This window comes from Azospirillaceae bacterium (assembly GCA_028283825.1).
Lineage (GTDB): Bacteria > Pseudomonadota > Alphaproteobacteria > Azospirillales > Azospirillaceae > Nitrospirillum.
Genome location: JAPWJW010000003.1, coordinates 1,157,771 through 1,178,609, shown reverse-complemented (window position 1 = coordinate 1,178,609; position 20,839 = coordinate 1,157,771). Strand labels below are relative to the sequence as shown.

Annotated in this window: 19 protein-coding genes and 1 pseudogene; 8 read left to right on the top strand and 12 right to left on the bottom strand. The window is 68.8% G+C overall.

Annotation, left to right across the window (positions count from 1 at the left end):
• Window positions 1-282 precede the first annotated feature (282 nt).
• A complete protein-coding gene (locus PW843_17280; protein MDE1148342.1) occupies window positions 283-1,260 on the top strand; it encodes a hypothetical protein in 978 nt (325 codons plus the stop codon).
• A gap of 75 nt (window positions 1,261-1,335) precedes the next feature.
• Here the strand turns inward: PW843_17280 and PW843_17275 are convergent, their stop codons facing one another.
• From PW843_17275 to PW843_17265, 3 genes are all read right to left on the bottom strand, one after another.
• The gene (locus PW843_17275) at window positions 1,336-1,596 is read right to left on the bottom strand and encodes a DUF2312 domain-containing protein (protein MDE1148341.1); all 261 of its coding nucleotides are present in this window, start codon (window positions 1,594-1,596) and stop codon (window positions 1,336-1,338) included.
• 105 nt (window positions 1,597-1,701) lie between these two features.
• Window positions 1,702-2,010 carry a DUF1244 domain-containing protein gene (locus tag PW843_17270; GenBank protein MDE1148340.1) on the bottom strand — a complete coding sequence of 103 codons (309 nt, stop codon included), beginning with the start codon at window positions 2,008-2,010 and terminating at the stop codon, window positions 1,702-1,704.
• A 12-nt stretch (window positions 2,011-2,022) separates the two neighbouring features.
• Complete coding sequence (locus tag PW843_17265) at window positions 2,023-2,829, bottom strand: N-formylglutamate amidohydrolase (protein MDE1148339.1); 807 nt, start codon at window positions 2,827-2,829, stop codon at window positions 2,023-2,025.
• A 407-nt stretch (window positions 2,830-3,236) separates the two neighbouring features.
• Here PW843_17265 and PW843_17260 point away from each other — a divergent pair, with 407 nt between their 5' ends.
• Both PW843_17260 and PW843_17255 read left to right on the top strand, forming a co-directional pair.
• The gene (locus tag PW843_17260; GenBank protein ID MDE1148338.1) at window positions 3,237-3,713 is read left to right on the top strand and encodes a GNAT family N-acetyltransferase; all 477 of its coding nucleotides are present in this window, start codon (window positions 3,237-3,239) and stop codon (window positions 3,711-3,713) included.
• Between the two features lie 73 nt (window positions 3,714-3,786).
• Entirely contained in the window at window positions 3,787-4,557 is a 771-nt protein-coding gene (locus PW843_17255; protein MDE1148337.1) for an alpha/beta fold hydrolase, read from the top strand.
• Window positions 4,558-4,665: 108 nt separating this feature from the next.
• Here PW843_17255 and PW843_17250 read toward each other — a convergent pair whose 3' ends face one another.
• The 4 genes and pseudogenes from PW843_17250 to pdeM all read right to left on the bottom strand — a co-directional run bounded on the left by PW843_17250 (window position 4,666) and on the right by pdeM (window position 9,520).
• Entirely contained in the window at window positions 4,666-5,190 is a 525-nt protein-coding gene (locus tag PW843_17250) for an ATP-binding protein (protein MDE1148336.1), read from the bottom strand.
• 152 nt (window positions 5,191-5,342) lie between these two features.
• A complete protein-coding gene (locus PW843_17245) occupies window positions 5,343-6,677 on the bottom strand; it encodes an FAD-dependent oxidoreductase (protein ID MDE1148335.1) in 1,335 nt (444 codons plus the stop codon).
• A gap of 53 nt (window positions 6,678-6,730) precedes the next feature.
• Window positions 6,731-8,191, bottom strand: coding sequence for a deoxyribodipyrimidine photo-lyase (locus PW843_17240; protein MDE1148334.1), 1,461 nt, complete (start codon window positions 8,189-8,191; stop codon window positions 6,731-6,733).
• A 578-nt stretch (window positions 8,192-8,769) separates the two neighbouring features.
• A pseudogene (gene pdeM / locus PW843_17235) lies at window positions 8,770-9,520 on the bottom strand (ligase-associated DNA damage response endonuclease PdeM).
• A 158-nt stretch (window positions 9,521-9,678) separates the two neighbouring features.
• On the opposite strand from pdeM, the gene PW843_17230 reads away from it, so the two are divergent.
• A complete protein-coding gene (locus PW843_17230) occupies window positions 9,679-10,026 on the top strand; it encodes a carboxymuconolactone decarboxylase family protein (GenBank protein ID MDE1148333.1) in 348 nt (115 codons plus the stop codon).
• Between the two features lie 155 nt (window positions 10,027-10,181).
• Here the strand turns inward: PW843_17230 and PW843_17225 are convergent, their stop codons facing one another.
• On the bottom strand, window positions 10,182-12,659 hold the full coding sequence (locus PW843_17225; GenBank protein ID MDE1148332.1) for a ligase-associated DNA damage response DEXH box helicase: 2,478 nt from the start codon (window positions 12,657-12,659) through the stop codon (window positions 10,182-10,184).
• A gap of 83 nt (window positions 12,660-12,742) precedes the next feature.
• On the opposite strand from PW843_17225, the gene PW843_17220 reads away from it, so the two are divergent.
• Together PW843_17220 and PW843_17215 are read left to right on the top strand one after the other, a co-directional pair.
• On the top strand, window positions 12,743-13,513 hold the full coding sequence (locus PW843_17220) for a 5'-methylthioadenosine/adenosylhomocysteine nucleosidase (protein ID MDE1148331.1): 771 nt from the start codon (window positions 12,743-12,745) through the stop codon (window positions 13,511-13,513).
• 149 nt (window positions 13,514-13,662) lie between these two features.
• On the top strand, window positions 13,663-14,622 hold the full coding sequence (locus tag PW843_17215; GenBank protein ID MDE1148330.1) for a pseudouridine-5'-phosphate glycosidase: 960 nt from the start codon (window positions 13,663-13,665) through the stop codon (window positions 14,620-14,622).
• Window positions 14,623-14,661: 39 nt separating this feature from the next.
• Here the strand turns inward: PW843_17215 and PW843_17210 are convergent, their stop codons facing one another.
• On the bottom strand, window positions 14,662-15,555 hold the full coding sequence (locus tag PW843_17210; GenBank protein MDE1148329.1) for an NAD(P)/FAD-dependent oxidoreductase: 894 nt from the start codon (window positions 15,553-15,555) through the stop codon (window positions 14,662-14,664).
• Between the two features lie 143 nt (window positions 15,556-15,698).
• Here PW843_17210 and PW843_17205 point away from each other — a divergent pair, with 143 nt between their 5' ends.
• Window positions 15,699-16,181, top strand: coding sequence for an Rrf2 family transcriptional regulator (locus tag PW843_17205; protein MDE1148328.1), 483 nt, complete (start codon window positions 15,699-15,701; stop codon window positions 16,179-16,181).
• Here PW843_17205 and PW843_17200 read toward each other — a convergent pair.
• Complete coding sequence (locus PW843_17200; protein MDE1148327.1) at window positions 16,175-17,329, bottom strand: polymer-forming cytoskeletal protein; 1,155 nt, start codon at window positions 17,327-17,329, stop codon at window positions 16,175-16,177. The genes PW843_17205 and PW843_17200 overlap by 7 nt on opposite strands.
• A gap of 257 nt (window positions 17,330-17,586) precedes the next feature.
• Between PW843_17200 and PW843_17195 the strand changes: the two genes are divergently transcribed.
• Window positions 17,587-18,549 carry a phosphatidylinositol-specific phospholipase C domain-containing protein gene (locus tag PW843_17195; GenBank protein ID MDE1148326.1) on the top strand — a complete coding sequence of 321 codons (963 nt, stop codon included), beginning with the start codon at window positions 17,587-17,589 and terminating at the stop codon, window positions 18,547-18,549.
• 180 nt (window positions 18,550-18,729) lie between these two features.
• On the opposite strand, the gene PW843_17190 is transcribed toward PW843_17195, so the two are convergent.
• A complete protein-coding gene (locus tag PW843_17190; GenBank protein MDE1148325.1) occupies window positions 18,730-19,887 on the bottom strand; it encodes a M14 family metallopeptidase in 1,158 nt (385 codons plus the stop codon).
• A 402-nt stretch (window positions 19,888-20,289) separates the two neighbouring features.
• Window positions 20,290-20,754 carry a helix-turn-helix transcriptional regulator gene (locus PW843_17185; GenBank protein MDE1148324.1) on the bottom strand — a complete coding sequence of 155 codons (465 nt, stop codon included), beginning with the start codon at window positions 20,752-20,754 and terminating at the stop codon, window positions 20,290-20,292.
• Window positions 20,755-20,839: the final 85 nt, after the last annotated feature.

Here is a 20,839-nt window from a genome sequence, read left to right as displayed (position 1 = left end):
TCGCCCGGCCGACACCACAGCCATATTCCATCCCCAAATGGTCAGCATTCCATCGGATGGCCTTTCTGACCTTACGGAGTTGATGGTGCATGCGATGTGTTCAGGCATCGCCACGACGGTGCGGGTGGGTTCGGGACGGGGGGATCTGGAAACCCGGTTGCCTTGAAGGGCGCCGGGCCTTGATCCAAGCGCACGGCGGCGGCGAAGTGAAGCACCTCCCCTAGCCAGATCCCGACTTCTACCCCAATGGTAAGGCCATGAAAAATGGCGACGGGGGTGGGGATGAAGCGGCATGCGACCCTTCTGTTTTTGGCGATATCGACACCCGCGCTGGCGGACGCTGATGCGCGGGTCGAGGTGCCCGTCACCCTGACGGTGTTGCCGGACGGCGCGCCGCGTTATTCCGTCCCGGTGACGGTGGACGGGCGCGAAGTTCAGGCCATGCTGGACAGCGGGTCCTTCGGCTTGCACCTGCTGGCGGGTCCTGATGGCGCCGGCGAGGGGGTGCCCATGCAGGCCGCCTACGGCAGCGGGGTGCAATTGTTGGGGCCGATGCGGGCGGCGTCGGTCATGCTCGGTGGTCTCACGGCTTCCATGCCGGTGCAATGGGTGGGACATGTCGGCTGCGTCGCCGCCCGACCGGACTGTCCGGCCCGCGCCCTGTCCCAGGCCGACTACCGCATCGGTGGCGATGGTTTCCCCCAGGTCGGTTTCGTCGCCATCATCGGCGTGTCGCTACCCCAGCCGGGCGGGCATCCACCGCTGCCCAATCCCCTGACCCTGCTGGCCCACCGCTGGGTCATTGATGTGCCCCGGGCCGGGCGGATCATGGGCCGTCTGGTCCTGAACCCAACGGAGGATGAGGTGGCGAGCTACGTTCGTTTCCCGCTGGATCCGGCCATGCGCGGCCGGGGTGGCGGTATGAACGACGCCGTGCCCGGCTGTATCGCCGTGGGCGACGGCGCGCCCGTCTGTGCGCCGGTGGTGGTGGACAGTGGCGCCGTGGGGGTGATGCCCCTGGGCCATGCCGCGCTTCGGGGCCAGGGCGACAGCGGGCCTGCGGTGCTGACCATCGGCAGCGGTGCCGGCGTGGTCCGCCTGCCTTATGCCGCCGGGGCCGACGCTGCCAGCCGCACGGACCTGTCCGGGGCGGATGGCGCGCCCGGCATCCTGACTGGGGTGCTGGCCTATCAGCACGCGGCCGTGCTGTACGACGCCGACAAGGCGGAGATTGGCTTCAAGCCGGATGCCACCCCATAAGAAAAAGGCCGGGCGCCCGTCGGGGCGGCCCGGCCTTCTCCTGCGGCTCAAGGGTGGCGCTGGTCGCGCCGGCCCTTACTCCATGCCCAGGGCGGACTTGTAGAGTTCCAGCAGGGCGTCCTGCTCCTGACGGTCGTTCTTTTCCATCTTCCGCAGGCGGATGATCGCGCGGATCACCTTGGTCTCGAACCCGGTGCCCTTGGCTTCCGCGTAGATGTCCTTGATATCGTCCGCGATGCCCTTCTTGTCCTCTTCCAGGCGCTCGATGCGCTCGATGATGGAGCGCAGGCGTTCGCCGGCGATGCCGCCAACATCCGTTACCGGGGCGTCCGACATGGGGAATGCCTCTTCATTCTAGGGGGTGGTCTATGGTGAGGGCGCGACCTTACCCGCGCCCGCCCGGATCTGGCAAGCGCCGGTGACGGTTAATCCGCTGGCGCGTCAGTCCTGGGGCTTGGCACGCTCGAAGGCGGCCTGCTGTTCGGCCGTCGCCTCGCGCTGGTGCAGGCGTTTGAAGTCCTCATACGGCATGCCGTAGACGATCTCGCGCGCGCCTTCGTAGTCCAGTTCGACGCCCTGCTCATTGGCGGCGGCGCGGTACCATTTGGACAGGCAATTGCGGCAGAAGCCGGCCAGGTTCATCAGGTCGATGTTCTGCACGTCGGTGCGTTCGCGCAGGTGGGCCACCAGCCGGCGGAAGGCCGCGGCCTCAAGTTCCACGCGGGTGGCGTCGTCGATGTCGGGGATCATGGGATGGGGTCCTCAAGGGGCGTTCAGCACATGGTGTATATCGGGCCGGCCGATCAGCTGTCCAAGGGCGTCGGCCAGCACACCCGCCCAGTGTTCCGCGCCGTCGGCGTCGCCGATCAGATCCTGCCGCACCTCGATCAGCACGCCGGGCAGGCCGGGGGCGCTGGAATGGGTCTGCAAGGTATAGCCGTGGCCGTCGCGGCCTGAGTAGGGGACGTTGTCGCCCACCACCACGCCCGGCAGGCCGCGCAGGCTGTCCAGCAGCGGCAGGGGCAGGCGCCCGTCCTGGTCCCACAGGATCCCCAGGTGCCAGGGCCGCTGGACGCCATCCATGACCGGCGTGAAGCTGTGGACGGAGATGATGGCCGGCACTTGGGCCCCATCCCGCTTGGCCGCCACCAGCGCGTTCGCGGCGGCATGGAAGGGATGGAACAGGGCGTCCAGCCGCGCCTGGCGGTCGCCGTCGTGCAGGGACTGGTTGGCCAGGATGGGCGTGCCGTCGCTGACCGCCGGCATCAGGGTGGGGCTGTCTAGCGGTCGGTTCAAATCCACCACCAGGCGCGAATAACCCGCCACCACCGCCGGCGCGTCCAGCCGCCGCGCCAGGGCGCGGGTCACCGCCTCCGCCCCGATGTCCCAGGCGATGTGGCGGCGCATGTCCCCCGCCGCCACGCCCAGGGTGCCCAGGCGGGCCGGCACGCGGTTGGACGCGTGCTCACACAGCAGCACCACGGGGGCGGCACCCCCCGGGTTCACCACCGTGACGGCCGGCGGTTCATCGGGGTGCAGGAAAGGGGCAGGGGCGAGAGCGGTGTTCAAGGGGGTGAGGCCAGGGTGGTTGCGATGTCGGTTTCCAGGATAGCGGGATGGGCGGCGGATGGAAGCCCCGAGCCCGTTGCGTTTGGGGTGCGCCTCTTCCCCCGAGTCTAGGGCATGGGTGGTCAAGCCATCCGCCGGCCTTTGCCCTATTGCAACGGTATCGCGCGATTCCGCATTCCTTCCTGCCGCTGGACCGCCAAAATAGCGGATGTGCGTGTCCCGGTGGTGCCATCGGTGACGCCATGGCGCATGGCGGCTTGATGCACATCTTTACCGCGATATAGTTGAAAGAACCGCGCGCGCCGTTTGTGAGCGCTGTCCCCCTGGGGGGCGCGGAATTCCGAAGAAGGGTCGAATTGGGCGGCATGTACCGGTCGAGCGTCAGAACCCCACCTGCCGACGCGCCTTTGCCCGCGATCCGCCCGGCCGACGCCGCCGATGCCGAGGGCATCCGCCAGGTCCATATCCGCTCCGTCCACGCCTTCTGTGCCGGGCATTATTCGCCGGAACAGCTGATGGCCCTGCTGGGTGGTCGGGAGGCGGCGGACTACCGCGCCGCCATGACCGACTGGGGGGAGCACGTGGTGGTGGCCGACATGGCCGGCCGCGTCGTGGGTTTCGCCGCGCTCTACAGTGCGGAGGTGCGCGCCGTCTATGTCGACCCGGTGGCGGCCAAGGGCACCGGCCGGTTGTTGTTGACGGCGGTCGAGGATGTGGCGTGGAGCCGGGGGGCGGGCGGCCTGCACCTGACCTCTTCCATGAATGCGGTCGGGTTTTATGAGGCCATGGGGTACCGGCGCCAGGGGCCCCGGCTGATGACCATGGCGTGCGGCACCCAGCTGGCCGCCTGGGGCATGCGCAAGGCGCTGTTCCGCCAGGCCTGAAGAAAGGTTTCCATCGCGGCCCGGCAGGGCTGTAGCCTGGGCACCCCGCATCCCGACGCTGGAGCCTTGCCCCGTGGCCACGCCTGCCTTTTCCGACATTCCCGTCCAGTATTTCCAGGGCCACGGCGGCGCGCGGCTGGCCTATCGCGAGGTGGGGCAGGGCCGGCCGCTGGTGCTGATCCATGGCTATTTCTCCACCGCCACCGTCAACTGGCTGAAGTACGGCCACGCGGCCAAGATCGCGGCGGCCGGCTACCGTGTCATCATGCCGGACCTGCGCGCCCACGGCGACAGCGCCAAGCCGCACGAGGCGTCGGCCTACCCGTCCGATGTGCTGGCCGACGACGGCCTGGCGCTGGTGGCCCATCTGGGCCTGACCGACTATGATCTGGGCGGCTATTCCCTGGGCGGGCGCACCACCATGCGCATGCTGGCCCGTGGCGCCACGCCGGGCCGCGCCATCCTGGCCGGCATGGGGCTGGAGGGCATCCTGCACACCGCCGGCCGGGGGGCGCACTTCCGCCACATCCTGACCAACCTGGGCACCTTCGAGCGCGGTTCGCCCGAATGGATGGCGGAGGCTTTCCTGAAGACGGTGGGCGGCGACCCCGTCGCCCTGCTGCACATCCTGGAAACCTTCGTGGACACGCCGGCCGACGTGCTGGCCGGTCTGACCCTGCCGGTGCTGGTCACATCCGGCGCGCAGGACCGGGACAACGGTTCCGCCCAGGATCTGGCCGACCGTTTGCCCGGGGGCCGCTACGCCGAGATCCCCGGCGACCACATGAGTGCGGTGACCAAGCCCGACCTTGGGACCGTCATCGCGGACTTCCTGGTGGATTGATCAAGAATTCCCTCAAGCGCCGGGCGCGGCCATCCGGCCGCTGGGCTCATCCTCGACTTCCAGTCCGCCTTCGGCTCCCCGGAAGTCTGCGGCGGCGCCGGTCGGCGCCTACAGCGGCATGAGGCCAGACCTCATGCCGCTGATATCGGGCCGGTGCACCCGCACGACGAAGCCTTCCTCTTCCGTCGGTGGTGTGAAGTAGCTGGTGATGGCGTCGTACTCCGCGTCGGTGGCGGCGAAGTCATGGCCGCCGGCCGCGTTGCGGGCGCGCAGCCGCTGGCGGCAGACCGCGTCCGGCACGTCCAGATAATGCAGGGTGTGATCGCTGCCGGCCTGGTCGATCAGGCCGCGCATCCAGGCACGCAAGCCTACTGTGTTGGCGGGGAAATCCAGCACCACCGACAGGCCGGCCCGCAACAGGTCGATGACATGCGGGCCCATCACCTGCCGCAGCCGGGCGGAACAGCGCACATAGTCGGCGATCTCTCGGATCTCATCGGGGTAGAGCCGGGCCAGCCAATGGTCTTCCGCCACCAGCACGGTGGCGGGGGCGGTCGCCAACTGGGCCGTCAGCGTCGATTTGCCGGCCGCGATCTTGCCGCACACCAGGTGCAGCACAGGGGGATGGGACATGGGTGATTTCCTGATGCCGAAGGGCCGGCCCCGTTGGGGGCGCCCTGATTGAACCCGAACGCCAACGCCCGGCCTGTCGTCAGGCCGGGTTGGTAATTCGCGGAATGCCGCGCGCGTTCAGGATCAACGACATGGGTTCAGGCTAGCACGGCTTAGCCGGTGGCGGCCAGGTGGGTGCCGCGCGGGCGGGCGTTGCGGCCGGCGGGGCTGGCATCGGCCACGTGCCAGGGCCGCTGGCCGCCCAGCGATTCCGCCACCGCCAACCCGGCCGACAGCCCATCCTCGTGGAAGCCATAGCCGCAATAGGCGCCGCAGAACCAGGTACGGCGCACGCCCTGGATCAGGCCCAGATCCTGCTGCGCGGTGACCGCACCCAGGTCGAACAGCGGGTGGTCGTAGATGAACTCCCGCACCTTCAGGGACGGCCTGGGTTCGGCGATGGGGTTCAGGGTAACGAACAGGGGTACCCGCTTGTCCAGTCCCTGCAACATGTTCATCCAATAGGTGACGGACACCTTGGCGTCGCGTTCCCGCGTGGAATGGGCGGTATAGTTCCAGCTGGACCAGGCCTTGGCGCGGCGGGGCATCAGCTGCGGGTCACGGTGCAGCACCGCCCGGTTCATCTGGTAACGGAAGGCGCCCAGGACGCGGCGCTCCTCCTCCGACGGGTCGGTCAGCAGGGCCAGCGCCTGGTCGGCGTGGGTCGCCACCACCACTTGCTCAAAACTGGTGATGCCGCCCTGGGAATCCTGCATGTGCACGCCGCCGGCGCTGCGACGGATGGCGGAGATGGCGCGGTTGACGTGGAAATGCCCGTCCAGCGACCGGGTCAGGCGTTCCACATAGGCGCGGCTGCCGCCCGTCACGGTGCGCCACTGCGGCCGTTCCTTCAGCTTCAGCAGGCCGTGGTTGCAGAAGAAGCGCACGAAGCTCTGCACCGGGAAGGACAGCATCTCCCCGATGGTGGAGGACCAGATGGCCGCCCCCATGGGCAGCAGATGGTCGTAGATGAAGCGGTGGCCGTAGCGCTGCGCCACCAGATATTCCCCCAGCGTCAGGCCGGCGGCCGACGGCTGGTCCAGCAGGGCCGGGGCCGTCTTGTAGAAGCGCAGGATATCGCGCAGCATCAGGTGATAGGTGGGCGACAGCAGGTTGCGCTTCTGTGCGAACATGCCGGCCAGGTTGGTGCCGGAATATTCCAGCTTGCCCCGGTCCAGGCTGACGGCGAACGACATCTCCGACGCCTGGGTCGGCACGTCCAGATAATCGAACAGCGCCACCAGGTTGGGGTATGTCGCGGCGTTGTAGACGATGAAGCCCGTGTCCACCGGCAGGGGGTGGGCGTCGCGGCCCGGCACCATCACCGTGTTGGAATGCCCGCCCAGATAGCCGTTCTGTTCGAACAGGGTGATGTCGTGCCCCTGCCGGGCCAGCAGCCAGGCGCAGCTCATGCCGGTAATGCCGGCGCCGATGACGGCGATCTTCATGCCTGCGATTCCCAAACCCAAAAATCCAACGGCGCCAGTCTAACGCCAAGTCATTACGTATTGTCGTCCTCGTTTGGATCACCCTTGATCTGCGCGAAGGTATCCAGCGCCCGCTGGCGCGCCGCCTTGTGTTCCACGATGGGGTGGGGATAGTCGCGGCCCAGAGTGACGCCGGCCGCGCGGAGCACCGGGGTGCTGGCCGTCCACGGCTGGTGGATCAGGCTGTCGGGCAGGCCCGCCAGTTCCGGGACCCAGCGGCGGACGTAGTCCGCTTGGGCGTCGAACTTCTCCCCCTGCAGCACCGGGTTGAACACCCGGAAATAGGGGGCGGCATCGGCGCCGCAGCCGGCGATCCACTGCCAGCTGGCGGCGTTGTTGGCCAGGTCCGCGTCCACCAGCGTATCCCAGAACCAGGCCTGGCCGGCCGTCCAGGGCAGCAGCAGGTGCTTCACCAGGAAGGACCCCACCACCATGCGCACCCGGTTGTGCATCCAGCCGGTGGCCCACAGTTCGCGCATGCCGGCATCGACGATGGGATAGCCGGTGCGGCCCCGCTGCCACGCCGCCAGGTGGCGGTCGTCGCGATCCCAGGCGAAGGCCTCGAACTTCGGGTTCAGGGGGCGTTCCGGCAGGACGGGGAAGTGGTACAGCAGGTGGTGGCAGAATTCCCGCCAGCCCAGCTCGCGCTGGAAGGCGTCGACCTCACCCCGGTTCCCGGGCGTGGCCGCCGCTTCCGCCGCCACCCAGATCTGGCGGGGGGAGAGTTCACCGAAATGCAGGTGGGGCGATAGGCGTGAGGTGCGGGGCTGGGCCGGATAGTCGCGGCCCTCGCTGTAGCCCGCCACCGGGCCAGCCAGGAAGTCCGCCAGCCGCCGGTGGGCGCCGGCCTCGCCGGGTGTCCAGGTATCGCGCATCCCGCCGGCCCAGTCCGGCTTGGTCGGCAGCAGGCCCCAGTCGGACAGGCTGTCGCCGTCCGGCGGGGTGGGCGGGGCGGCCAGGCTTTTGGGTGTGGGCGCCAGGTCGGGTGGCGCCAGATTGGCGCGCAACGATTTCCAGAAGGGGGTGAAGACCTTGAATGGGCCGCCGGCGTTGGTCTTGACCGTCCAGGGTTCGGCCAGTAGGGCGGCGTTGAAGCTGTCGACCGCCACGCCCTCCGCCTTCAGATCGGCCTTCAGCGCGCTGTCGCGGGCGATGGCGTGGGGCTCATAGCACCGGTTCCAGACGACGGCGCTGGCGCCGACCTCTCGCATCAGGGTGTGCAACACCACGTCGGCCCGGCCCCGGCGCAACACCAGGGGGCAGCCGGCCTTGGTCAAGGCGTTGCCCAACGCCGCCAGGCTGTGGTGCAGCCACCAGCGTGAGGCGCCACCCGGTGCCCAGGCGCCGGGCGCCGCCTCATCCAGGATGTACAGCGGCACGATCGGCCGGCCGGTGGCATGGGCATGGGCCAGCGCGGGATTGTCGGCCAGGCGCAAATCCTGGCGGAACCAGACGATGATGGGGGCGGTGGTCATGGAAGGCGGGGCCCAGGCTTTGGTTGAGCAGGCTGCGCGGAAAGACGCGCATTCGGGTAGGGTCAGGATTGCGCTGAACGGACGTGCCGCATGTTAACGGTACAATAGGGCCCAAGAAGAACAGCCCCTGTCGCCCTTTCCATAAGCCTTTCCGCGCGTTCCGGCAGGATGTTGGGCGGATGGTCGCAGGACGAACCGCTTATGACGAAAGATACGTGCCTGTCCATCCGGCGGATCACGGGTAGTGAAATCTACTACCAACCCTATCCTGATGTATTGGCGTGCTTGTTTTTGCCGGAGGGCTTCCTATCTCAAACATTGTCCGCTGGTGATCCAGTACGCCGGTCCCCCCATCCCGGCCTGGTTGCGCACCCCCCAAAAGCGCATTCGGCGGACGACCTAAGGGCGGCCCGGGTTCCCCCATCCCCGGGCCGCCCGTTTCCTTTTCTGGGGCTCTTCAAATTCCCCCTCATGCGCCGGGCGCCGGCATCCGCCAGCTTGGCTGGTCCTCGCTTTCCAGTCCGCCACGCTCCCCGGAAAGCTGCGGCGGCTGCGGTCGCAGCCTACGGCGGCACGAGTCAGGTCTCGTGCCGCTGGCATCCAATTCCGTCGTCCTCGCCATCCCCCACGATGTGCGCCGAGTGGAAGGCATAACCCCGGTCGCGGTGCAGCAGCACGATGCGGAAGGTGCCGGGGAACAGCCGGCGCAGCGCCGGGTCGCGCACGTCCAGCCCGCCGGTATAGGCGCCGAAGGCCGGCAGCACCAATCGCATCCCGTCGGTGATGAAGCACCGTCCGCCCACCCGGCGCGCCCGCGTGGGCACGCTGGCCTTGGGGTGGTAAATGGCCGGAGACCTCCCCCGCTGCCTGGCCGTCCACCGCCTCATGCCGGAACACCAGGGGGCCTTCCACCCAGTCGGCCACCACCTGGCCGCCCCAGCCGGGCGGCGGGGCGGGGTCGTGGTTGCCAGCCACCCACAGCCAGTCGTGTCCCGCCACCAGGGCGCCCAGCCGCCGCCCGTCCTCGACCGACAGCCGGTCGGCGGCGCGCCGGTCGTGGAAACTGTCGCCCAGGCACAGCACGCGGCGCGGCGCCAGCCGTCGGCACACCGCCTCCAGCCGCGCCAGGGTGGCGGCGGTGTCGTAGGGTGGCAGCAAGGTGCCGCGGCCGGCGAAGGCGCTGCCCTTTTCCAGGTGCAGGTCGGCCACCACCAGCAGGCCGCGGTCGCGCCATAACAGGGCGCCGCTGGCATCGGCCAACACCTCCGTCCCGTTCAGCGTCAGGGCGGTCTGGTCGCCGGTATCACCGGTGCCGAAACGGACGTTCATGCGCGACAGGGTCCCCGGCCTCGGGCTGGTGTTGGGCGGCGCGGGGAAACATGGGCGTCGGCCGCTGGTTCGTCCAGGGTCCCGGCGTTATCTTCGACCCATCGGTTCACGGGCGGGCCGCACGGCACCACCCCCGAAGGCAGAGGACAAGCACCATGATGCTCGATTGGAACCAGTACCGTCAGCAGATCAAGGCCGGCGTGGGGGAGTATTCCAAGCTCACCCCCGATACGGTGAAGGGCTATGCCGCCCTCAGCAACGCGCCCAACCAGACCAACCATCTGGACGCCAAGACGCGGGAGTTGATCGCGCTGGCGGTGGCGGTCACCGCCAAGTGCGACGGCTGCATCACCGTCCACACCGACGCCGCCATCCGCCACGGCGCCACCAAGGATGAGATCGCCGAGGCGTTGAGCGTCGCCATCGCCATCGGCGCCGGTGCGGCCCTAGTCTACACCACCCGCGTGATGGACGCGTACAACCAGCATCCGTCCACGCAAGGGTGATTGGGCCGCCGACCTCGTCCCCTGCCTTCACGCCCCCGGAGCGAAGCGACAAGGCCACGGCCGTGGCCGCCGCAGCATTCCGGGGAGCGCGAGCGGACTGGAATGCGAGGATAGCCCAGGGCCCGGATGGGCCCGCCCGGCGCTTGAGGGGACTTCTAAAAAGGCAACAGGCCCTGGCCCTGCTTCACGGTCTTGGGCAGGGCTTCCGCCGCCAGTTCCTCGGCCGCCTCCTGCAACAGCACCTCGTCCGCCCGGCCGCCCACCATGACGCGTCCGATCTCCAGCAGCACGGGCACGGCCAGGGGGGAGATGCGGTCCAGCGCCCGGTGGTGGATGTGGCCCTTCACCCGGGCCAGCATGTCGGCCAGGCGGCGGATGTCGGTCAATCCCGCCGCCGCCTCGGCCCGCGTCGCCTGCAACAGCAGGTGCCCGGGGTCGTGGCGGCGCAGCACGTCGTAGATCAAATCGGCGCTGACCGTCATCTGGCGCTTGGTTTTTTCCTCCCCCGGGTGGCGGCGTTCCAGGGTGCCGGCGATGGTGGCCACGGTCTGGAAGGTCCGGCGCAGCATGCTGGACTCGTCCATCCATTCTTCCAAATCATCACCCAGCATGTCCTGGGCGAACAGCGCGTCCATGTCGGTGGGGGCATTCAGCGACCAGATGGCCAGCACATAGTCGGTGGCGACGAAGCCCAGCGGGTGCAGGCCCATGCGCTCCATGCGACGGGTCAGCAGCATGCCCAGGGTCTGGTGGGCGTTGCGCCCCTCGAAGGTGTAGGCCACCAGGAACTGCTTGCCGCCGCGCGGGAAGGTCTCCACCAGCAGCCCTTCGCGGTCGGGCAGGCTTGAGACGTAACGCTGGATGCGCAGCCATTCCGCCACCTCCGCCGGCAGATCGGCCCATTGCCCAGGGTCTGACAGCATCGCGCGCACGCGGTCGGCCAGGTGGGTGGTCAGCGGCAGGCGGCCGCCGGCATAGACCGGCACCTTGGGCTGGCCCTGGCCGCCCTTGGCGACGATGGCGACGTTGTCGCGCAATCCCACGAAGCGCAGCAGTTGGCCGCCGAAGATGAAGGTGTCGCCCGGCACCAGGCCCTGGATGAAATATTCCTCCACGTCGCCGATCGATCCGCCGTTGGCCATGCGCACCTTGATCGTCGGCTCCTCCACAATGGTGCCGACGTTCAGGCGGTATTGGCGGGCGACCTGGTAATTGGCCAGCTGCCACAAACCATCCTCCCGCCGGCGCAGGCGCTGGAAGCGTTCATAGGCGCGCAGCGCGTAGCCGCCGGTGGCGACGAAATCCATCACCTGGTCGAAGCGGTCACGCGTGAGGTCGGCGTAGGCTGCGCAACTGCCGACCTCGGCGAACAGATGGTCGGCGTCGAACGGGCCGGCGCAGGCGGTGCCGACGATGTGCTGGGCCAGCACCTCCAGCCCGCCGGGGCGCGGCGGGTCGCCGTCCAGGGTGCCGGCGCGCACGGCGTCGATGGCGGCCTTGCACTCCAGCACCTCGAACCGGTTGGCCGGCACCAGCAGGGCGCGGGAGGTCAAATCGATGCGGTGATTGGCGCGGCCGATGCGTTGCAGCAAACGACTGACACCCTTAGGTGCGCCGATCTGCACCACCAGATCCACCGCCGCCCAGTCGATGCCCAGGTCCAATGAGCTGGTGGCGACGACGGCGCGCAGGCTGCCCTTGGCCATCGCCGCCTCCACCTTGCGGCGCTGCTCGGTGGACAGGCTGCCGTGGTGCAAGGCGATGGGCAGGCCGTCGGTGTTCACCCGCCACAGTTCCTGGAATACCAGTTCCGCCTGGGCGCGGGTGTTGACGAAGATCAGGGTGGTGCCGCAGGCCTTCACCTGCTGGTACACGTCGGGCATGGTCTGCAGCGCCATGTGCCCGCCCCAGGGGATCTCCCGCGTCAGCAGGGTGCCGACCTCCGCCGGGGCGCCGGGCGCGCCGCGCACGATATTCACTGGATTAGGGCCCGCCAGCGGGTGGCCGGGCAGGGCCAGATAGTCGGCCAGCGCCCTGGGGTGCGCCACCGTGGCCGACAGCCCGACCCGCCGCGCGCTTGGCGCCAGGCTGCCCAGCCGCGCCAGGTGCAGGGCCAGCAGGTCGCCGCGCTTGGAACCGGCGAGCGCGTGCAACTCATCCACGATGATGGTGCGCAGGGTGTCGAACAGCTTGGCCGCCTCCGGATATGACAGCAGCAGCGCCAGGCTTTCCACCGTGGTCATCAGGATCTGCGGCGGGTGGGCGCGCTGGCGGCGGCGCTTGGCCTCCGGCGTGTCGCCGGTGCGTGTCTCCACCCGGATGGGCAAGCGCAGTTCCGCCACCGGCTGTTCCAGGTTGCGGGCGATGTCCACCGCCAGCGCCTTGAGGGGGGAGATGTAGAGGGTGTGCAAACCTTCGCGCGGGCGTTCCGACAGGTCGATCAGGCTGGGCAGGAAGCCCGCCAGCGTCTTGCCGCCGCCGGTGGGTGCGATCAGCAGGGTGTGTTCCCCCCGGCGGGCGGCACCCAGCATCGCCAATTGGTGGGGATGGGGCGTCCAGCCGCGATGGGCGAACCAGCCCGCGATGTTGGCGGGTAAAAGATCGGAATCGGGGAAGAGCGCGACAGGCGGCATGGCGTCAGGATATATGAGGGGCGGGCCCGGCGCTCACCAGATGTCGCCGGCACATACGCAGGTTGATTGGGGACCTTTGAAGCATGACCGAGACCACGCGGCCGCTGGGCCTGATTTGCGCCATCCCTGAGGAAATCGCCCATTTCGGCGCGCATTTCCAGGCGGACAGCGTGCAGGACATCGCCGGCTTCACCTTCCAGCGCGGCCGGATGGATGGCCACGACGTGGTGCTGGTGGAAGCCGGGATCGGCAAGGTCAACGCCGCCGTCGTCTCCACCCTGCTGTTGCAGGTGTTCGGCTGCCGCGCCCTGCTGTTCTCCGGCGTGGCCGGCGGCGTGGATCCGGAATTGGCCATCGGCGACGTGGTGGTGGCGACCCGCCTGGTGCAGCACGATTACGGCGCGCTGGCGCACGGGGAGCTGAAGGTCTACCAGCCGGGCGTGCCGCCCCTGCCGGGCTTTGACGAGGTCCATGGCTATGACCTGGACGCCGCCCTGGTGGCGAAGGCGCGCGCGGCCCTGGACGGGCTGACGCTGCCGGCCCTGTCGGCGGCGGCCACGGGCGGGCAGGCGCGGGTGCCCGGCATCCATTTCGGAACCGTGCTGACGGGTGACCAGTTCCTGAACTGCGAGACCTCGCGCGACCGGCTGTTCCGCACCTTCTCAGCCCAGGCGGTGGAGATGGAGGGCGCGTCGGTGGCCCAGGTCGCCACGCGCTGGGGCGTGCCCTACCTGGTGGTACGCAGCCTGAGCGATCTGGCCGGTTCCGACAGCCACATGGACTTCCCCGCTTTCTGCCAGGCGGCGGCGGCCGGGGCGGCCGAGCTGATCCGCCGGCTGGCGTCGGTGCTGTGACGTGCTCAATGGCAGTGTCTCATGACGCTGTAGGATGCGACCGCATCCGCCGGAGGTTTCCGGGGAGCGTAGCGGACTGGAAACTGAGGAAGCCAAGCCCGCGGATGCGGGCGCCCGGCGATTGAGGGCACACGACAGTGGGGGTGGCCATGCTGGACTATTGCGTGATCAAGGCCGAGGTCGCGGCCGCCGTGAAGGCGGGGCGCGCGGTGGTGGCGCTGGAATCCACGGTGATCAGCCACGGCCTGCCCTATCCCGCCAATATCGAAACCGCCCAGGCGATGGAGGCAACGGTGCGCACGCACGGTGCCGTGCCGGCCACCATCGCCATCCTGGACGGCCGTATCCGCGTGGGCCTGGAGGCGGAGGATTTCCAGCGCCTGGCCGCCGGCGGCATCCGGAAGGTCAGCCGCCGAGACCTGCCCCTGGTGCTGGCGGCGGGCGGCGATGGCGCCACCACCGTGTCGGCCACCATGATCGGCGCGCGGCTGGCCGGCATCAGCGTCTTCGCCACCGGCGGCATCGGCGGCGTGCACCGGGGGGCGGAAACCACCCTGGACATCTCCGCCGACTTGGAGGAACTGGCCCGTACCGACGTGGCGGTGGTCTGCGCCGGGGCCAAGGCCATCCTGGACCTGCCCAAGACCCTGGAATATCTGGAGACGCGCGGCGTGCCGGTCATCGGCTACGGCACCGATCATTTCCCCGCCTTCTACACCGCCAACTGCGCCCTGCCGGTGGATGCGCGCTGTGATTCGGCGGAGGACGTGGCCCGCATCCTGCGCGCCAAATGGCACCTGGGCCTGACCGGCGGCGCCATCATCGCCGTTCCCATCCCGGAGGAGGCGGCGCTGGACGCCGAGGCGATCGAACAGGCCATCCGCCTGGCGGTGGCCGAGGCCGAGGGCCAGGGCGTGCGCGGCAAGGAGCTGACGCCCTTCCTGCTGTCTCGCCTGGAACAGCTGACGGAAGGCGCCAGCCTGGTGGCCAACCGCGCCCTGCTGCTGAACAACGCCGCCGTGGCGGCGCGGATCGCCAGCGCCTACGCCACCCTGCGCCAGGACACCGCCCTGCCGCGCCGGCCGCCGGGCAAGCGTCCGTTGTATTGAGGGCAGCGGGGCATCCGCCTCGCCGCCTATTCGCTTCGCTTAATCCGGGAACAGCAGCGACCGGTGGGCGGTCACGCCGGCCATGGCGCCGCTGGACACCGCCAGCGCCACCGATGCCATCATGCGCGACAAATCCCCGCCGGCGAACAGTCCGGGTACGTTGGTCTGCTGCATCTCGTCCACCCGCACCCATTCGCCCAGCGGCCCGGTTTCGACATCCACACCCAGCTGGACCACCAGCGGGTTGGTGATGCGGGTGCGGGCCATGGTGAACAGGCCGGCCAGGGGGATGGTGCGTCCGTCGGCCAGGCGGAGGTCGGCGCCCTCATCGAACAGGCCGGCGACGGGTGTGCGCTCCACCGTCACGCCGCGCCGTTCCAGGTCCGCCAACTGATCGGCGTCCGGCTCGAACGCGCCGTTCAGGAACAGGGTGGTGGGGCCCCAGTCGGGCAGCATCTGGGCGTGGTGCAGCGACCACGGCCCGGTGGCCAGCACGCCGACGCGGCCCTGGTTCAACTCATAGCCATGGCAGTAGGGGCAGTGGAACACATGCCGGCCCCAGCGCGCCGCCAGGCCCGGCACCTCGGGCAGCACATCCTCCACCCCTGACGCGAGGATCAGCCGGGCGCTGGCGGCGGTGCCGGTGGTGGTCTCCACGGTGAAGCCGGCCTGCGTGCGCGATGCCGCCAGGGCCTTGCCCTCCATCACCGTCACGGTGGTGTAGCGCGCCAGCTGCGCCCGCGCGGTGGCGATGATCTGGCCGGGCAGCACGCCGTCCTGGCCCAGGAAGCCGTGTGAGGCGTCGGCGAAGCGGTTGCGGCGCTGGCCGGCATCGATGACCAGGACGCGGCGGCGGGCGCGGCCCAGTTGCAGGGCGGCGGACAGGCCGGCGTAGCTGCCGCCCACGATGATGACGTCGTAACTTCCGGTCATGGAACGCTCTCCAGATTAGATCGTAACTTTGACTATTACGAATCCTGGTGAACGGTCAAGGGATATGAAACAGTGTCTGTTGCGAATGGGATGGGGCGCGGCTACCTTGGAATGGCCAAGGCTTCGGGAAGGGATCAGGTCGGGTGAGCAGGGATTCGCGGTTGGCGCGCATGGCGCATGTGATGGTGCACATGGCCTGCCATGATGGGGCGGCCACGTCGGACACCATCGCCCGTATGCTGGGCACCAATCCGGTGGTGGTGCGCCGGACCATGGCGGCCTTGCGCGACCGGGGTTACGTGGCGTCGGAGAAGGGGCCGCGCGGTGGCTGGCGCCTGCTGCGCCCGCTGGCCGATGTGACCCTGCTGGATATCCACCGCGCGCTGGAAACGGCGTCCGTCTTCACCCTGGGCCCGTCGGCGGAGCGGGCGGACTGCACGGTGGAGCATACCGCCAACCTGGCTATCCTGGACGCGATGGACCAGGCCAACGCCGCGCTGGAGGCGGCGCTGGGCCGGGTGCGCCTGTCGGACATCCTGGCCCAGGGGCTGGCGCTACGGCAGGCGCAGGCGCTGGCCGTGGGCCAGCCGCAAGCCTGTGCCAACGATTCCGCGATCCATCAATAACCGGCGGCGGGCCCACGGCGGCGCAGATGGGTGGTGGCGCCGCCCAGGCCCAGCAGCAGCAGGCCGAACTTCACCAGGCCGCCGGCCAGGGGAATGGCCTGCACCACGCTCAACACCAGCACGGTCAGGGCGTAGCGGCGGATGCGGTCCCCGGGGCTGACCGGCGGGCCGCGCCGCTGGGTCATCAGGTCGGACAGGGCGAAGCCCGCCAGCGGCATGGCCACCATCAGCAGCAGCACATAGGCAAAGCCCAGCACCAGGCTGACCGGGATGCCGATGATGGTGACCAGGCACAACAGCGCCACCAGCGGGACCAGGATCAGGACGGCCAGCCCCTTGACCGCCGCCGACCCCGGCTGTGCGGCGATGCCGGCGGCAACATTGGTGACCACGCCGGGGAACAGGACGTACAGCACGCCGCCCACCAGCAGCATGCCGACGGCGAAGCTGATCAGGCCGATGCCGCCGAACCAGGGCATCCAGATGTGCCAGCCATGGTGATTGTCGCGCCGGTCGTGGCGGTCCTGCGCGCTGTCCTCATCCTCATCATCGTCGTGGGAGGAGCGGTGCATGGACTCGCCCTTGTGTTCGACCTTGCCTTCGATGTGGGCGCCGGCCGGCACGTCCAGCGCGTGCGGGCCGCTGAAGGTGACGTTGCCCATGATGCGGGCCCCGGGCAGCAGCGCCAGCTTGCCGGAACTGGCGTCCACATCGCCCATGACGGTGCCGGCCAGGGTCAGGTTGCCGCCCTTCACCGCCACGTCGCCGGCCACCGTGCCGCTCAAGGTCACGTCCCCACCCAGCAGGGTGGCGTCGCCCGACACGACGGAGGTCTTCTCCATGTCGATGGAGCCGGCGACCAGCACCACGTCGCCCGCCACCTGGCCGGTCAGGGTGGTGCTGCCGGCCAGCACGAACAGGCTGTCGGCCACGGTGCCGCTGACGGTGGCGGTGGAGCCCAGCAGCACGACGCTGCCGGCCACGGGCGCATCCACCTGGATGGTGCGGCCCACGGCGACGACGCCGTCATCGGCGGGGCTGGCCACGATGATGTTGCGCCCGGTCAGCCAGCCGCTGGCCCCGGCTGTGCCCGGCAGGCCCGACGCCAGAAGAAGAACCAGGAACGCCGCCCGTAATCCCCGCACCATGATGATCCACGCCCCCGCGCCGGCCTGGCGCCATTCCCCCGCGGAATAGTGAAACCCGGCCGAAGCCCGCACTTTCCAATGGAAAGGGTTGCTGGGGCAAGGGCCACCGGCCCTGGCGCCCGGGGGTGCCAATTCATCGCTATCTAAAGGATGCTCTCATCATAGATATGCCCTTTTAACGGGTATAAATGGCGCCCCGGCATTGCTACTGATGGACCGACCCTGTCAGCCGACAGATCGCCCGAACGGAGCCCACCATGGCCTACACCGCCCTGAACTGGATGTCGCAGCTTGCCGCTGACCGCATGCTGCATCAGATCACCATCCCCGGCACGCACGACAGTGCGACCCACGAACTCAACTATCCCAGCAAGACCCAGAACGCGACCGTGCCCGAGCAGCTGGACATGGGCGTGCGTTATTTCGACCTGCGGATGGACGGCAGCACCAACGGCCTGCGCATCATCCACGGCGGGACATGGGGCAGCGGCAACACCAGCTATTACCTGGGTGACATCGCGAAGATGTTCCACGATTTCCTGGTGAAGCCGGCATCCAGCCAGGAGACGCTGATCGTCCAACTGAAGTACGACCGCTGGGAACTCAGCAACTACCACGCCGGCGTCCTGGACATCCTGCGCACCGCCTTCGGCGCCGAGCAGAGCCGCCTGTATCTGAGTCCCATCCGGGCCGACAACACCATTCCCACCCTGGCCGGGCTGCGCGGCAAGCTGGTGGTGCTGCGTCGTTACGAGATCGACACGAATGAAGAGGTGGCGGACGCCTGCACCCCGGTGAAGATGTTCGCGAAGGGGAGCCTCTACAACGCGTGGAGCGCCAATCCCGACAACCACACCTGGGCGTCGGTGTTCGAGGGGGCCAAGTTCGAATGGCCGGACACGGGCGCCAACCTGAATGACTACCGCAACCGTCACGGCCTGTCCTTCGTCATCCAGGACGCCTACACCGACGATCCGGCGGACAAGGTGAAGAAGGTGCTGGCTTTCATCGAGGCGGCTGGAAAGTCCGCCGGGCCCGACAGCTGGTATCTCAATTTCTCCAGCACGAAGGACCCGGGGGCCTCGGCCGAGATCATCAATCCGCAGCTGACCCAGAAACTGGACGGGTCACCCAAACACCCCGTGCACGGCTACGGCACCATCCTGATGGATTTCGTGACGCCGTCGTTCGTCAACTCGGTGATCGCCGCCAACTTCTGACGGCGCGCATACATCAGCGGCACGAGTGACTCGTGCCGCTGTAGGACGCGACTGCGTCCGCCGGAAGTCTCTGGGGAACGAAGTGGACCAGAAACTGAGGAAGCCAAGCGACCGGATGGTCGCGCCCGGCGCTTGAGGGGCGGCATTTGAGCGGTCACGTTCAAATGCCGCGCGCATAAGTCAGCGCGCGGTCAGCAGGCCGCTGCCCTCATCGGCCAGCGGCTTCTCGCCGGCGACGCTGGCGATGATGGCGCCGGCGGCGGCGTAGCGCTGTTCCGCCCGGGCCCAGACGATACCGGGGGTGCGGGCGCGCGCCGGGTGGCGGATGCCGGTGACGGGATCCACCACCTCCGCCACCGTCTGGCCGATGCTGACGGTGTCGCCCAACGCCGCCCGGTAAAGGATGACGCCGGCAACCGGTGCCCGCACCCGGTCCACGCCGGCCAGGGGGGTGGCGGTGCCGGCGGGCAGCGGCGGGGGTAGGGCGTCACCCGCCACCAGGCCCCGGCGCACCAGGAAACGCATCAGCGCGTCGGCGTCCGTCGCGGCCAGGCCGTCATCCACATCCTGGCGTCCGCGCAGCTCGATGGTGGCGGCCAGGCAGGCGGCGGGAAGGGGTGGCGCTTGCTTGCCATCCGCCGTCAGGCGGTTACGCAGGCGCCACCACAGGCCGGAACAGGCCTCGTCGAACGGGCTGCCGCCGGATTCCAGCGCCAGGAAGACGGCGCGGCAGCCCAGGTCGGCCATCAGATCCTGCGCCTCCGGCCAGGATTCGGTGCCGGTGTAGGCGTGCAGCAAGGCCTCGCTGTCGCAATGCAGGTCCAGGACATAGTCGGCGTCGATGGCCAGGCCCAGCAGCGCCTTGCGCAGGCTGTCGGCCTCGGTCGCGGTCTCCAGGGCGGCGGCGGCGGCCACGGCGGCGCGGCGCACCAGGGCCACGTTGGTCGTAGCGTCGGCGCCCAGGTGGCTCATCACCTGGTCGGCCACCTGGGCCGTCAGGTCAGGGAAATCGCGGTTGAAGTTGACGCCGCTGCTGAGCGCGAAGCGGCCGATGGCGGTGCCCAGCACGGCCTGGGACAGGCCGATGGGGTTGGCATAGGGCACCAGGACGATGTCGCCACGGATCAGCCCCTGGGTGTCGGCCTGGGCCAGGCGCGCCAGCAGATGCTGGGCCACCAGCAGGCCCGGTATCTCATCGGCGTGCAGTGCGGCCTGGATGTAGGCCTTGGGAACCGGTGCGGATGCAGGGGAAGTGGGACCGAAACGATGGATGGTCAGGCTGCGCCGGGTTCCGGGGAAGCCATGGTCCAGGGCGATGTCTTCGGTCGTGTGCGTCATGCAGGCATTAACACTTTTGGCGGGACCGTTGGCAACCACCCGTGGGCAGCCGCACGTCAAATGTCGGGGGCACGGGATTCCGCCCCTTAACATTAGGATGCGACCGCATCCGCCGCAGGTTCCCGGGGAGCCGCAGGCGGACTGGAAACCGGGGAAGCCCAGCGGCCGGATGGCCGCGCCCGGCGCCTTAGGGCCGGCATAAACGAAATGGCCACGCCTCGTGCCGCTAGGATGCGACCGCATCCGCCGGAACTTTCCGGGGAGCGAAGCAGACCGGAAAGTGAGGAAGCCCAGCGGCCGGATGGCCGCGCCCGGCGCTTGAGGGCCTGCAAAATGAAACGGCCGCCGGGGATTGCCACCGGCGGCCGTGTCACAGGCATGGACTGGACGAAAGTGCGGGGATCAGGCGTCCGCAGTCTCGCGCACGTCGCCACCCAGGGCCTTCAGCAGGTCGAAGGCGCGGCGACGGACGGCGCCGTCCGGTACGCGATAGTAGGCGCGCACCAGTTCCAGCGTTTCGCGGCGGGCCATGGTCTCGCCTTCCTCGCTGCCCAGCGCGATGCGCGTGGCTTGCTCGGACGCCGGAAGGTCCTCGAAGAAGTATCCGACGGGAATGCCCAGCACCTGCGAAAGGTTGAACAGGCGGCTGGCGCTGATGCGGTTCATGCCACGTTCGTACTTCTGGAGCTGCTGGAAGGTGATGCCGACGGCTTCACCCAAAATCTCCTGACTCAGGCCCAGCAAAGTACGGCGCAAGCGCAACCGGTTGCCAACGTGAATGTCGATAGGATTGGGACCCTCACCGCGCTTGGAAAGCGAATACGCGGATGCAAGGGTACCGGTCACAGAGCTCTTTTGAGCACCCATTTGATTGACCTCGATTTAACAACTGCCGCCCCTGATTTATCGCAGAATCGGTCCAGGCAAAAGGATTTATCTGCGGCTGCGGCAG